The organism is Enterococcus sp. PF1-24, assembly GCF_029893325.1.
GTDB lineage: Bacteria > Bacillota > Bacilli > Lactobacillales > Enterococcaceae > HY326.
The window spans coordinates 31745-46661 of sequence record NZ_JARXWL010000010.1 but is presented as its reverse complement, the minus strand read 5'-3'; the positions used below and the strand labels follow the sequence as shown (position 1 = coordinate 46661).

Here is a 14917-nt window from a genome sequence, read left to right as displayed (position 1 = left end):
AGAATAGGCCTATAGGATAATCAACCCTATTTTAGCCCAGCTTATCATATAGTTTGGTGAACTGTCGAGAAAGTAACTCATCAAAAACGAACAGATATTTTTTATTATTATCAACTTTTTTTTCTTAAAATGAAAAAAAAATAAACAATGTTCGGTTTTAGAGTTTTTAATGTTGACTCTTTAAAAATATTAAAATATACTGAGTATCATATAATAAAAGTTATAATATTTTGGGGAGGAAACATTTTGTTTAAAAAAATAAAAATTTCTTTATTTTCCATAGCGCTACTCAGTACATTTTCTTTAGCAACTGTTACTGCGGAAGCTGAAGATGCTGTTGAAACAAGCTTACCTACAGTAAGAGCTGCAGAATCGATTGACGATTGGATGCCAGATAAAACATTACAAAGAATGGTTGCCGATAAATATACAGGTGGCGATGTTAGTCTATTAACACCGGAAATCCTAGCTGGTGAATCTATTCAATGGGATATCGGACAAGGCTACCCAGAAGATGATGAACTGCTAACTGTCGTTGATTTTACCGGCATGGAAAAACTAGATTTTTTTAATATTTCTGTCACAAATACTAATTTTGAAGAAACATTAGATAATATCGTGAAAACAGCAAACAATTTAAAGTATTTACATTTCTATGACAATTTAAATTTAACTTTACCAAACGGCCTTGATTTTTCAAAGTTAAATATGGCTGAGCAAGTATTTTTTTGGGATTGTTTTTACACGCCCAAAACAATCACTTTAGATCAAAATAACTATTCAGATTTCTCAAAATCTTATGACGAATTAGGCTTACTTAATTTATCTGGAAATGTGGTAGAAAGATCAATTTATGAAGATGATAATTATGTACCAGTTTCAGAAAGTAACCCTCAGTTTTCTTACGCCTACACTCCTTCAACAAACGATGTAAGTTTTTCTTTTGATCCAGAAGCAGCAGGGATTGTTTATGATACTGACCTTGCAGGAAAAACGTTTACGAATGATGATAGTCAACTAGAATCAGAGCCATTTATAAGGCTTACGGTCGACTCTCCTGAAAACGAAAATAAAATAGACGGTGATATTTTTCTACACCTAAACTTTGAATATCTAGTAGCGAAAACAGAATCTTCAGTTATTGCTAAATATGGTATGTATGATGCAGCTGGCAATTGGGTAAGCTTGGCAGATGATGTTATTACTCCTGGTCTTATTGGCACCGATTATACAACGACTCAAAAAATTATCGCTGGCTACACTTTTGTTAAAGTAATTGGAGAGCCAACCGGAAAATATGCTGAAGAAGACGTTACCGTTACTTATGTTTACAAGAAGAAACCTTCAACCCCTAGTGAACCAAATAATCCCGACACCCCTGGATCTGTTCCCGATGAAGTTTTATTACCTGTTTGGCGAGCATACAACTTCGGTGACGGCGATCACTTATACACTACTAGTCGTGATGAATATGACTGGATTGTCGGTTTAGGCTGGCAAGCAGAAGGGATTGCTTTCCACAGTGTAACACCTGCTTACGAAAACGCCTTGCCTGTTTATCGTTTATATAACCCAAATTCTGGCGAACACTTCTATACTTTAAGTAAAGCTGAATATGAAGCGGTAGCGGCTGAAGGTTGGAATAAAGAAGGCATTGGCTATTATATGGTTCCTGAAAACTTAGGCTATGCGATTTACCGGGTCTTCAATCCAAACGCAACTGGTCCTGGCTCTCATTTATTTACGAAGAGCCGTGAAGAAGCCGATTGGTTAATTAGCTTAGGCTGGGAAGATGAAGGCATTGCTTTCTACAGTGCAAGATAAGTTTGTTAGTTATGTAAAAAAAGGTGTTAGTATTACTAGCACCTTTTTTATAAAGTTATTAAATTAAAAGCTTAGTAAAAAATAAAGAAAATGTTATTAGTCAGAATATCAACTTTAGGAAGCCTATAATATATCATGCGATATTATATTACTTTTGTCATCTTTAATTGGTATAGTAGTGTCAATAATCTATACAAGTAATAAATTATTGACACTACTATACCAAGCTAAATATGCTTAACTTGGTATATCTAAAAAAGAAACAATTACCTAGGGGGAACCATTATGTTAAAAAAAACAAGGACTACTTTACTTTCCATAGCGCTACTCAGTACATTTTCTTTAGCAACTGTTACTGCAGAAGCCGAAGATGCTGTTGAAACAGGCTTACCTACAGTAAGAGCTGCAGAACCGATTGACGATTGGATGCCAGATAAAAATTTACAACAAATGCTTGTTACTGCACTGAATTTGACAAGTCCTGATGAGATTACTAAGGAGTTGTTAGCAAGCCAGGACTTAACTATTTCGATTCCTGAGAATCCTATTTATTATCAAATAACAAATTTTACCGGACTAGAAAATATAGCTGAGTTATCCCTTCGATTTCATTCGGATGCGAATTGGAATCTGGTTTCTGAATGTATGATTGATAATCTTATAAAATATCCAAATGTCTGTGCTAAAGTAGAGATACAGCTAAATGGAAATCTTGATGAAATCTTTCCGAATGGGATTGATTATTCAAAATTTACTAATTTCAAAAATGCTTCTATAGATCAATACAATCATTTCAATGGTGACTTAACAGTACATTTAGATCAAACAAACTATTCTAGTTTCTTTTTAAGCTTTAGTGAGCTTAAGCTATTTAATTTCCCAGTTGATAAAATTTCTGCTCATAGCAACCTTTATTTGTATGATCCAAACACCGGTACAAGTGTAACTTACACGGCAAAAGTCTCAGACGATGGCACGGGTATCAACTTTGACATAGAAGAAAGCTCAACTTTAAATTATGAACAAACACTTTCTGGTCAATCCTTCCTTAATGAAGGACTTGAAAATTCTACGACACCAACAGGGCCTGCTGTAAGTCTTGCTGGTGGTGGTGAGGACGGACTAGATTTCTTCTTTATCAGAAATTGTGTTAATGTTGTTTTTGCTGAATACAAACTTTATGACAATACAGTCGTTGAGTATTGGGAATATGATATAGCAGGGAATCCAATTGCACAAATTGCGACACCTACTAAAATCCAAGGGGAGCAAGGTGATCGTTATCACGCAGAAGTTGCTTATATTCCTGGCTACACTTTTAACGGCGTAGTTTCAGGTGATGGTTTGAGCCCTATTAGCGGTATCTATTCTTGGGACGATCAATTGATTAAATTAAGTTATCACAAAATCACTGCTGATAGTGCTTCTCAAGGGTTAGTCCTTGCTCAGTACCAAGATACGAAAGGTAAACCAATTTCTGCAGATGTTTTAACTAAGGGAACTGTTGGCGAAAGTTATTCAACAGAACAAAAAACAATTTCTGGTTATACTTTTAAAGAAGTGATTGGAAATCCAACGGGTGTATTTAATGATGATGTCATTGTTGTGACTTATGTTTATAGTGGGGGTCCATCAAACCCTGGAAACCCAGGTAATCCTGGAAATCCCGGCACCCCTGGATCTGTTCCCGATGAAGTTTTATTACCTGTTTGGCGAGCATACAACTTTGGTGATGGTGATCACTTATATACCATTAGCCGTGATGAATATGACTGGATTGTTGGTTTAGGTTGGCAAGCAGAAGGGATTGCTTTCCACAGTGTAACACCTGCTTACGAAAATGCCTTGCCTGTTTATCGTTTGTACAACCCAAATTCTGGTGAACATTTCTACACACTAAGTAAAGCCGAATATGAAGCTGTAGCAGCTGAAGGTTGGAATAAAGAAGAGATTGGCTATTACATGGTGCCAGAAAACTTGGGCTATGCCATTTACCGTGTCTTCAATCCAAACGCAACTGGTCCTGGCTCTCATTTATTTACTAAGAGTCGCGAAGAAGCTGAATGGCTGATTAGTTTAGGTTGGCGAGATGAAGGCATCGCTTTCTATAGTGCAAGATAGATAATATCCTAATTTATTCAATATACTCAAAAACAGTTAAGCAAGTTGCTTAACTGTTTTTTTATTCTCTATAAACAATTGTTAAAGATAAAAATATGGACAATAGCAATTTAATAGTATCTAGTTAATTACATAATAAAAAGAAAAGACTTTTTATATTATTTATCAAAACATAGCGTAATCAACTTTAGACCTTTCTATGCTTGTGCTCCCTATAACAGGCATTTTTGCATTAACTCCCAGCCACTTCTCAGCAGAAACTATTTACAACGAAACAGTGACAGTTAGCACATCCGTTGGCATCGATACATGGATGCCTGACAAAACATTACAAGAAATTATCGCAAATAAGTTAGGGAAAAACATTGATGAATTGACACCAGATTTGCTAAGCGAAAGTGATCTTTATTTATCTCCTTTTGCATCGTATATATCAGGTTCAATTGATGATAAACTATATGATGTTTTAAATTTTTCTGGATTAGAATACATAAATTCAGTCAATATCATTCTTGAAACTACTAGTTTGGATGCATTAAATATTAAGAATTATCCAGATGTTTGTGATAAAACCACAATACTTATGAATCACAACTTAGATAAAATTTTCCCTAAAGGTATAGATTTCTCAGACTTGGGCAAATTCCACTCAGTAGATATCGACCCACATAATACTTATAAAAAGCCTCCTATGGTTACTTTAAACCAAAATAATTATACTGAGTTTTTCATCAGCTTTGATGAAATGGAAATTTATAATTTTCCAACTAGTGAAGACTTGTTGGAAGGCTCCATGTTAAGTGGACAGGTACCGGTAAGTATAGATGGTTATTATTTTTATTATGATTTTGAATTTTTAGCAGATGGGGTTCAATTTAATTTAGCAAATCCTGAAACTTTCGACTACTCGAAAGTAGTTAATAAAACGGCTATTACTACTGAAGATACTTTTCCAGACGGCCCCTACGCGCAAGTTTATATTCAGTATGGTGATGAAATCCACATGGTACACGGCATAATAAATTTTTGTATTGATTTAAAATTTGTCGAAGCTTCTGACCTTTCAACTGTTACAGCGGAATACTGGGAGTATGATACTGCTGGAAATCCAGTGAAGAAAATCGCTGAAGATGAACCTTTCACTGGTGAAGTAGGCACTGATTATACAACGACTCAAAAAAATATCCCTGGCTATACTTTTGTTAAAGTAGCTGGAGAACCAACCGGAAAATATGCTGAAAAAGACGTTACAGTTACTTATATTTACAAGAAGAAGACACCTTCAACCCCTAGTGAACCAAATAATCCAGGTACCCCTGGATCTGTTCCCGATGAAGTTTTATTACCTGTTTGGCGAGCATACAACTTTGGTGATGGTGATCACTTATATACCATTAGCCGTGATGAATATGACTGGATTGTTGGTTTAGGTTGGCAAGCAGAAGAAATTGCTTTCTATAGTGTTACACCAGCTTATGAAAAAGCCATTCCTGCTTATCGTCTATACAATCCAAATTCAGGCGAACACTTCTATACTTTAAGTGAGGCTGAATACGAAGCGGTAGCTGCTAAAGGCTGGAATAAAGAAGGCATTGGTTATTATATGGTTCCTGAAAACTTAGGCTATGCTATTTATCGGGTCTTCAATCCAAATGCAACTGGTCCTGGCTCTCATTTATTTACGAAAAGTCGTGAAGAAGCCGATTGGTTAATCAGCTTAGGCTGGGAAGATGAAGGCATTGCTTTCTACAGTGCTAGATAAGTTTCCATTTAATTTTATAAAAAAATCGCAAGTTCTCTGAAAGTGAGGACTTGCGACTTTTTGCTTTATACTATTTCAAAATTGCTTTTTTTCAAATCAACCAGGGCACGCGGATTAGTTGACCTTCGTTAACAAGATGTTCTTTAAAACCCAAATGAATGGCTTTTAACGTGAATTTCCCTTCTATAATTATCTTAATCGCGACTTTGAATCACCGCAATACACCCTTCACTAAAACTAAAATCAGCCTTACTGGTTAAAAACTCATTGCTGATATAAGCAGTAGCTGTTGTAACACTGACATTATTTAACAAATATTTGCTATCTCGCAAAGTTAAATTTTTCACTGGCGTTAAGCAACAATAAGCTAAATAATCAAAACCGGGTATTTGCTGAACTGTATAACTGCCTGGCAAATAATAGCGTATGCGATTTTGCTTGTCCGCAATTTCCAACTGAGAAAGATACGGTTGAAACCGTTGCTCTAAACCTAACCATAAATTCGCTAACAAGTGATCTAAACGTCCGCCAGTTGCGCCAATAATTGTGATTTCCCCTTGGGGCCAACGTTGTAGCGTTTCCCACAGAGCCAATTGGGTATCACTATCATCTTTTTCAGCGGGGGCTGTTTCAACTTCACCAGCCTTAGCAAGAACGACGGTTTTTTCCGCAGGGATTAAAGAATCAAAATCCCCGACAGCTAAATCCAGCTGGCCGACTTGCTCTAATAAATACCAGCTGCCTTTATCCACGCCTATATAACGATCGAAAGTAGTAAAATCAAAATCCGGCCAAGTTTCCGGTTTGCCACCAGCTACTAGTAAAATTTTCATAGCTTACTTCAACGCGGCTTTTAACAGTTGAATCCGTTCAGTTGGATCTTCTGCATCATAAATGTAAGAGCCGGCCACAATCACATTAGCACCAGCTGCTTTACAGCGTTTCGCGGTTTCTGGATTGCCGCCACCGTCGATTTCAATGTCATAACTGTAGCCTTTTTCATCGCGAATCGCCGCTACTTCAGCAATTTTTTCCAAGCATTCATCAATAAAACTTTGACCGCCAAAACCAGGGTTCACTGTCATAATCAACACTTGATCCACCATGCTTAAAACGTGATTAATCGCTGAAACCGGCGTCCCAGGATTAATCACAACGCCAGCTTTCACCCCTAAACCTTTAATCATTTGCACCGCCCGATGCAGATGCACGGTAGCTTCCGCGTGAACGGTAATAATATCAGAGCCAGCCTTAGCGAAAGCTTCAATATATTGTTCAGGATTGACAATCATCAAATGAACATCTAAAGGTAATTTCGTCACGGGGCGAATCGCCGCAACAACATTAGGGCCTAACGTAATATTCGGTACAAATTGGCCGTCCATCACATCCACATGAATGTAATCAGCGCCGGCTTTTTCCACCAATTCAATATCTCTTTGCAAATTAGCAAAATCCGCACTTAAAATCGAAGGAGCTATTTTCATCATCATCAAAAAATTCCTCTTTTCTACTTATTATAAAGGCGACTAAACAGCTTATTTTTTCTTTTTATAAACAGGTCGCTTGCTTTCAATTTCACTGACAAATTGTAAATAATTTTCATAGCGGGTGGTGCTAATTTCTCCCGCTGCTACCGCTGCTTTGACGCCACAATTAGGTTCATGAGTATGACGACATTCCCGAAAACGACAATTTTCAGAAGCTTGAATAAATTCCGGGAAATATTTCGGCAATTCATAAATCGTCATTTCTAAGAAATCAATCGAGCTAAAGCCCGGCGTATCGGCAACTAAACCATCATAAAGTGGGATTAATTCCACATGACGCGTAGTATGTTTTCCCCGCCCTAAAGAGCTGGAAATTTCAGCCGTCGCTAAAGCTAATTCCGGTGAAATTTGATTTAACAACGTGGATTTTCCCGCACCAGATTGCCCCATAAAGACAGTTAAACGTTCAGGAAATAGTCGCTCTAACTCAGCCACGCCTTGTTCACTAGCGAAAATCACAGTATAACCTATCGTTTCATAAGTTTTTTTAATCTCCGCAAGTAGCGGTGAAGTCGGCGCTAAATCGGTTTTACTAATATAGATTACCGGCTCAATGCTTTTACTTTCCAGCGTAACTAAAAAACGATCTAATAAATTATAAGAAAAATCCGGCTCCACTAAACTAGTCACCACCACGCCTTGATCGACATTGGCAACTGGCGGACGAACCAACTCGTTTTCTCTTGGCAAAATTTCTAGTAAATAACCATCTGTCAAATTCTCACTGCTAAAAACGACATCATCCCCCACTAGCGGCGTGATATTGCGATTGCGAAAATTCCCCCGCCCGCGAGTTTGATACGTTTCTCCGTCTGCATATACATAATAAAAACCACTTAAAGCTTTTCTAATTTGACCTTTGATGATATCAACTCCTTTAGTAAAATCGGTGCCTTTAGTCGCCTATCCAAAAATATCGGTGCCGCAACTAAATTCACAAACTTTCTTCATCACTGCCTATTTTAGCATATTTTAGTGCGGAATTAACAATAAAAGGTGGAAAGCTCGCAAGAAATTTAAGCTAAAGATAAAAGCAGGATAAGTTAGTTGCAGAAAAAAACAACTAATCTATCCTGATTTAAAATATTATTCTACTTCATGAATCTCTAATTTCATCGCCTGAAAATCGCCAGTTAAACGATGACCTAAATATAAACCAAATTTCATCAATTCTTCCCCAGAAAGTCGCTGACCTTCAACTTGATAAAATTTATCAGAAGCTAGACCAACTAATTTGATTTTCTTCAAAGGTTTAGAGGCTTGTGACAAAATTTGAAAGAGCATCACAACACCATGGCTTTTTTCTTCATCCATAAACATCCAGCTACCATAATTGCTAGTATAAGGATTTTCCAAGCGGTAAAAATCACCAAATTGAATCAGTTGGCGATTGGCTTGATACCACTGAATGGCTTCTTTAATAATTACCAAATCTTCTGCTGTCTGCATACTTGGATTAATCATTAAACCGAAATTGGCTGACATCGCTACTAAAGCCCGCGTGTTTAAATCCGTGATTCTACCAATTTGATGATTTGGCGAATCAGATAATTGAGCACACATCATCACTGGCGGAAAAATCAAACTAGTACTGTATTGAATTTTTAAACGTTCAATTGCATCCGTGTTGTCGCTAGCCCAGCTTTGCGGCATATAATAACACATCCCCGGATCAAAACGACCACCACCACCAGAACAATTTTCAAATAAAATCTGCGGATAACGGCTCGTCAATTCTTCCAACATTGCATAAAGGCCTAACATATAACGATGAGCTGTCTCCTGTTGTTGCGCTGGTGCCCGCTTAGCAGAAGCCACTTCCGTCATATTACGATTCATATCCCATTTAATATAACTAATCGGTACACTATCTAAAATTTTAGTCAGCTGACTTAATACCCCAGCTCGCACTTCTTCACGACTGAAATCCAAAATCAGCTGATTTCTACCTAACGAAGAAGGATAACCAGCGACATGTAAATGCCAATCAGGATGAGCCGCAAATAATTGGCTTTCTTCTGAAATCATTTCTGGTTCCAGCCATAAGCCGAATTTCAATTGTTGCTTTTGAATTTTTTGCCTTAAGCCCGCTAAGCCCTCGGGCAATTTTTCACGGTTTTCAACCCAATCTCCTAAAGAAGTCGTATCTGAGTGGCGTTCACCAAACCAACCATCATCTAAAACGAAAAGTTCTACTCCAAGTTTTTGCGCTTCTTCTGCCAAGCCAACTAATTTTTCTTCATTAAAATCAAAATAAGTCGTCTCCCAATTGTTGATCAATACTGGTCGTTGTTCATCCCGATAAATCCCCCGCGCCAAACGTTCCCGATACAGGTGATGGAAAGCTTGCGACATCCCGTTTAACCCCTGATTTGAATAAACCATCACCACTTCTGGCGTTTGAAAAGTTTCAGCTGGTGCAAGTTGCCAAGTGAAATTAAAATCGTTGATGCCGACTAATACCCGCGTTTGATTATAAGTATCCACTTCCACTTTCATGGTGAAATTACCACTATAAACAAAATGGAAAGCCCGCACTTCCCCTTGATGTTCGTTAGTTTCTGGTGAAACTAAGGCTAAAAAGGGTTGTTGCACCACGCCACTTGCCCCCCGTTTACTATTTAAAACATGTTGGCCGTTAGTTAACGGATTGCGGCACAGTTGCTTTTCCCGGGCCCAAGCACCAGGTAATTGAATTAAATCATATTCGCTATCTGGTAAATCTAGACAACTACTGAAAGCTTTATCCAAGGAAATTGTCTCTTCTGAGCGATTTACATATTTCGCAGCTTTCGTTATCACCGGATAATTTTTAAAAATGGTATAGGCTAAAACAACCTGAACACCGCGATATTCATCTTCTAAAACAATTTCTAGCGAGTCGGCTTCTGCCTCGGTTTCCACGTAAGTAGCCGGCAAACCTGTTAATTTTTTCTTACCAGCAAAAATATGATGCTCTTTGTATTTCATACTGGTAGCTTTAGTGCCGTCTGAATAAGTAAACTCTGCCATACCTTCCCGATAATCCCCAGCATCATAACCAGGAAATTCTTGCAAAACATTATCTAGCGAAAAGCCACTATTGGCCATTTCAGCTGGATTCGGGGAAAAAGAAGAGCGATCCACTCGCGGATAAGGTGCCGTTTGATTGAATTGTTTGATTTTTTCTCCATAATAAACTTGTAGCAAGTAGCCTTCAGCTGTGATTTCCATAATATAACTAACAAAATCATTTTGTAGATGAAATTGCTTCGTCTCATTATTAAAGTCAATTGCCATTTGGTATCATACTCCTTTAACTTAACTAATTTACCAATCTTATATTTAATTTTTTGAGCCGGTTGAAGCAACCCCTTGAATAAATTGTTTTTGGAAAATCAAATACAAAATCAACATCGGAATCGTTGCTAAAACAGCTCCTGCCATCAATTGTGGATAATTGGTGGTGTATTGTCCTTGCAATAATGCCAAGCCTGAAGACAAAGGCATTTTATCTGGCGACATATTTACAATTAGCGGCCACATTAAATCTTTCCAAGCAAATAAAGCCGTGAAGATTGCTAAAGAAACCAAAGGTGCTTTAGCTAATGGTAACATAATTTTAATAAAAATCTGCCCATAATTACAACCGTCTAAAATCGCAGCTTCTTCAATTTCTTCAGGCACACTCATAAAGAATTGACGCATCAAAAAGGTACCGAAAGTGCTAGCAATCCCCGGAATAACTAACGCCAGTAAAGTATTGGTTAAGCCTGCTTTAGAAATCAATAAATATTGCGGCAAAATGAAAACTTGTCCTGGCACCATCATCGGCAGCAAGACTAATAGGAATAATAAATTCATGCCCCGCACTTGAATACGAGCAAAGGCATAACCCGCCATCGCACTGAAAATCGTCGAAGTAATTACACGAGCAACCATCATCACTACTGTATTAAAGAAGAATTTCGGGAATGGTAACGCCTGCCAAACATCTTTATAATTATTTAAATTCCACTGATCTGGAAAAAATTTAGGGGGAAAAGTTAAAGATTCCGTCAATGTTTTAAATGAAGTTAAAATACTCCAAATAAAAGGGAAGACCATGATTATCGCCCCTAATGTTAAACAAGCATATATTATAATATAGCCTTTACTTTGTTTTTTTCTCATTGAAACATCCCACCTTTTATCATATTCACTTTATTAACTGGCTTAGCCATAATGAACCCATTTCTTTTGCAGCTTCATTTGAACAGCCGTACAGATTAAAATCAGCACCAATAATAACACCGCAATCGAGGCGCCATAGCCTTTATTATTAGATTCAAAAGTTTCTCGATAGAAAAGATAAACGACTGATTCAGCTGATTTTAAAGCCGGATTCTTTTTATCAACCATCATGAAAATCGTATCAAAAACTTGCAAGGAACTGATAAAAGTCGTCGTTACGACAAAAAATAATGTTGGTGACAACATCGGAATGGTAATATTGAAAAATTGCTTAATTGGTCCAGCGCCGTCCATTTCAGCAGCTTCATAATAAGTTTTCGGAATATCTTGCAAGCCACCTAATAAAATAATCATGTTATAACCCAAACCCGACCAAATTCCAACAATCATAATTGCAATTAAAACTACATTGCTATCAGCAATCCAGTTAGGCCCTGAAATACCAATAAATGAAAGCATATAGTTAATTAAGCCAGAATCGTAATTATATAACCAACGCCACACCATCGCTACCGCTGCTGGTGCTGAAACGACCGGAATAAAATATAATACTCTAAAAAATGATTTAAACTTGATTTTACTATTTAAAAATACCGCAGTTATCAGAGATAAAGCCGTGCCTACCGGTACTGTCACTAATGTATAGACAAAAGTATTCCACAAAGCTCGGCGTAATTCAGTATCTTGAAAAGCTTTTACATAATTATCTAAACCAATCCACTTAGGCTGCCCCAAACCTTTAATCTGGTTAAAACTAAAATAAATGGATTGAATAATTGGCCAAACGTTCATGACTAAAACATAGAGCACAGTTGGTAAAATAAACAGGCCTGCCCAAATCATTCGTTGTCTTTTTAAATTCGCCATTGACCCCATAAAAAAATCCTTTCTTTAGAAAGCGAGCTGCTAAATAGTTAAACAATCCAGCAGCTCTTTTCTTTTTTATTCTAAAGCTTCATCAATTTCGGTTTGAATCTGTTCTGCCATTTCTTTGCAGCCGTCTTTAACGCTGATTTCTTGGCTGAAAATTTTAAGAATATATTCTTGTTCCGTTTTTGCCCATGCATCTCTAGTAGAAACATGCATTGAGTTATGGCCATACGCTTCAGCGTCAACAAAAACTTGTGCATTAATCGTCGGGAAAGTGTTCACCCAAGGTTCTTGTGTATCTTTTAAAGCCGGAATAGCTGCTCCTGATTCAGCTTGAATCAAGTTGGCTTCAGCACCAGCCATATAATTAACAAATTTCCAAGCTTCTTCAGAGTGTTTGCTATTATTGGCAATTGCATAACCCATACCTGAAGATACTGAACCACGGTCAACATTTTTTGGCATTGGCGCTACATCAGCATTTAATCCATCAATCGCCGTGTATTCCGTTGCCATCCATGAACCGGCAATCATCATTGCTGCTTTACCAGATTCAAAATATTGATCTGGTGTCGTATTGGCTTGATCAGAAGTTGTTGGTGAGTAACCTTTTTCGATAAATGATACCCCATACTCAAGAGCTTCCACCGTTTTCGGATCATTCATCATGATTGTCTTGCCATCTTTTGAAATCAAATCAGAACCATTTTGCCAAACTAAGTTGTACCAGAAATTTTGGCCATCAGGTTGAGCAATCATGCCATAAACACCAGCATCTTTATCCGTTAATTTTTCAGCGGCTTCCATCCAAGTATCCCAAGTCCAAGTTTCATCAGGATAAGCTACACCAGCTTGATCAAATAAATCTTTGTTATACCATAACCCTAACGTTCCATAATCTTTAGGAATCGCCAATTGTTGCCCTTCAATATTAAAGCCGTCGCCAATATAACTTGGAAAATCGGCCATCTCTAATTTGCTATCAGCAATATAATCAGTTAAATCTAGCAAGGCGTCGCCACTAGCGAAGTTATATACTTGATCTGGATGCATCCAGAATAAATCTGCCATTTCACCACCGGAAGCAGAAGCTTGTAATTTCGTCCAATATTGATCCCACGGGGTTACTTCAACTTTCACTTTGATTTCAGGATTTTCTTTGGTAAAGGCTTCAGCCATTTTTTCCATACCAGGCTGTTGATTTTTATCCCAGATTTGGAAAGTTAAGGTGGTGTTGCCATCGCTGCTCTTTTCTTCTTTTGAACCACAGGCGCTTAATGTTGCTAAGGTTGTCACTGCTGCCATTCCTAAAACTATTTTTTTAAGTTTCATTTCTCCATCCATCCTTTTCTTCTATGTTTAATATTTTATGACTTCAGTATAATACAGCGCTTTCAAAGCGAAAATGGACGATACTATAGAAAGCTAGACTTTCTTACACTGAATCGTTTTTCACGCCAAATCGCCATTGAGTCCAACTTGAAAATTTCTGTCCTTTTTTAACAATTATTTTAGGATTATTTTCACCATTTTTCGTTAGATATAATTCTTGTGTTTCTAAAGCCACCCCTCCGTGAAAAGCAACTTCTTTCGCGAGTTTAAAGTGGTTTCCTGTATAACAAACGACACTAGCTGCACTGGTAGTTAGCTGTAAACGCCTACCCGATAACGAGTGAAAAAGCGTCACCTGAGGTTGTGAATTTTCTAACAATAAAAATGGATGATTCAAGCCTTTTTCTTGTACTATCTGATTATTTTCAGCAGAAAAAACTTCTGTCAAAGTCACTGGTTGTTGAAAATCAAAAGCTGTCTCCGCAACTGATTGCAACGGAAAAGCCGGCAACTGATTTCTTTGCAAATAAGCGACTTTTTGACTGTTAATCTGTAAAAAATGGTCAGCCAGCGTCTCATGATTACCAGCCAAATTAAAATAAGTATGATTGGTGGGATTTAATAAAGTATCTTCATCCGCTAAGCCGCTATATTCAATTTCAACTGTTTGATCTGGTGAAATCGTATAACTAATTGTCATCGCTAAGTTCCCTGGATAGCCAGCTTCGCCCGCGCTGAAATTTTTCGTGAACATAACTGTCGTGGCTGCCGTTTTTTCAATCACTTGATAATCCCAATAAACATTATCAAAACCCTGACTGCCGCCATGTAAATGATTATCGCCTTCATTTAATTCTAAATTGATTAACTGATTATTTAGCGAGAACTCACCTTTTTCAATTCTGCCAGCACAGCGCCCCACACTACTGCCTAAAAAACTTCTTTCAGCAAGATAGCGTTTTTTATCTGGAAAATGCAACACGATATTGGCTAGTTTTCCTTGTCTGTCAGGCGCCCAAATTCCGCTAACGCCAGCACCATAATTCAATAGCTCTACCATAAAATCTGGATAACTAATTGTAATTTCAACTAAGTCTGTCGTGTCAGCTACTTTTTCAATTTTTATTTGTGGCCAGTCAGACATTGCGATTACTCCTTTCACAATTTTTATAACAAGCGATTAGAGACTGAGCATTTAAATTTTTGTCATAAATCAACTCTTCTACCCAGTCTCTTAATCAAGATA

Annotated in this window: 11 protein-coding genes; 3 read left to right on the top strand and 8 right to left on the bottom strand. The window is 37.4% G+C overall.

Annotated features, from left to right (window positions below; genetic code table 11):
• Positions 1 to 246: 246 nt before the first annotated feature.
• The 3 genes from M2139_RS06225 (at position 247) to M2139_RS06215 (ending at position 5707) form a co-directional block, all read left to right on the top strand.
• On the top strand, positions 247 to 1824 hold the full coding sequence (locus M2139_RS06225; RefSeq protein ID WP_280737970.1) for a MucBP domain-containing protein: 1578 nt from the start codon (positions 247 to 249) through the stop codon (positions 1822 to 1824).
• A 285-nt stretch (positions 1825 to 2109) separates the two neighbouring features.
• Entirely contained in the window at positions 2110 to 3945 is a 1836-nt protein-coding gene (locus M2139_RS06220) for a MucBP domain-containing protein (protein ID WP_280737971.1), read from the top strand.
• Between the two features lie 313 nt (positions 3946 to 4258).
• Positions 4259 to 5707 (top strand): MucBP domain-containing protein, encoded by a 1449-nt coding sequence (locus tag M2139_RS06215; protein WP_280737972.1) that lies wholly within the window; start codon positions 4259 to 4261, stop codon positions 5705 to 5707.
• Between the two features lie 194 nt (positions 5708 to 5901).
• Here the strand turns inward: M2139_RS06215 and M2139_RS06210 are convergent, their stop codons facing one another.
• The 8 genes from M2139_RS06210 to M2139_RS06175 form a co-directional block, all read right to left on the bottom strand.
• The gene (locus tag M2139_RS06210) at positions 5902 to 6540 is read right to left on the bottom strand and encodes a thiamine diphosphokinase (RefSeq protein WP_280737973.1); all 639 of its coding nucleotides are present in this window, start codon (positions 6538 to 6540) and stop codon (positions 5902 to 5904) included.
• A gap of 3 nt (positions 6541 to 6543) precedes the next feature.
• Complete coding sequence (gene rpe / locus M2139_RS06205) at positions 6544 to 7194, bottom strand: ribulose-phosphate 3-epimerase (protein WP_280738006.1); 651 nt, start codon at positions 7192 to 7194, stop codon at positions 6544 to 6546.
• A gap of 51 nt (positions 7195 to 7245) precedes the next feature.
• Positions 7246 to 8121: a ribosome small subunit-dependent GTPase A gene (gene rsgA / locus M2139_RS06200; protein ID WP_280738007.1), complete on the bottom strand. Its 876-nt coding sequence runs from the start codon at positions 8119 to 8121 to the stop codon at positions 7246 to 7248.
• Positions 8122 to 8343: 222 nt separating this feature from the next.
• On the bottom strand, positions 8344 to 10536 hold the full coding sequence (locus M2139_RS06195; RefSeq protein WP_280737974.1) for an alpha-galactosidase: 2193 nt from the start codon (positions 10534 to 10536) through the stop codon (positions 8344 to 8346).
• Positions 10537 to 10581: 45 nt separating this feature from the next.
• Positions 10582 to 11409, bottom strand: a complete 828-nt coding sequence (locus M2139_RS06190) for a carbohydrate ABC transporter permease (RefSeq protein ID WP_280737975.1) — start codon at positions 11407 to 11409, stop codon at positions 10582 to 10584.
• A 42-nt stretch (positions 11410 to 11451) separates the two neighbouring features.
• A complete protein-coding gene (locus M2139_RS06185) occupies positions 11452 to 12336 on the bottom strand; it encodes a sugar ABC transporter permease (protein ID WP_280737976.1) in 885 nt (294 codons plus the stop codon).
• Between the two features lie 75 nt (positions 12337 to 12411).
• Positions 12412 to 13671: a sugar ABC transporter substrate-binding protein gene (locus M2139_RS06180; protein ID WP_280737977.1), complete on the bottom strand. Its 1260-nt coding sequence runs from the start codon at positions 13669 to 13671 to the stop codon at positions 12412 to 12414.
• 103 nt (positions 13672 to 13774) lie between these two features.
• Positions 13775 to 14815, bottom strand: coding sequence for an aldose epimerase family protein (locus M2139_RS06175; protein WP_280737978.1), 1041 nt, complete (start codon positions 14813 to 14815; stop codon positions 13775 to 13777).
• Between the last annotated feature and the right edge of the window lie 102 nt (positions 14816 to 14917).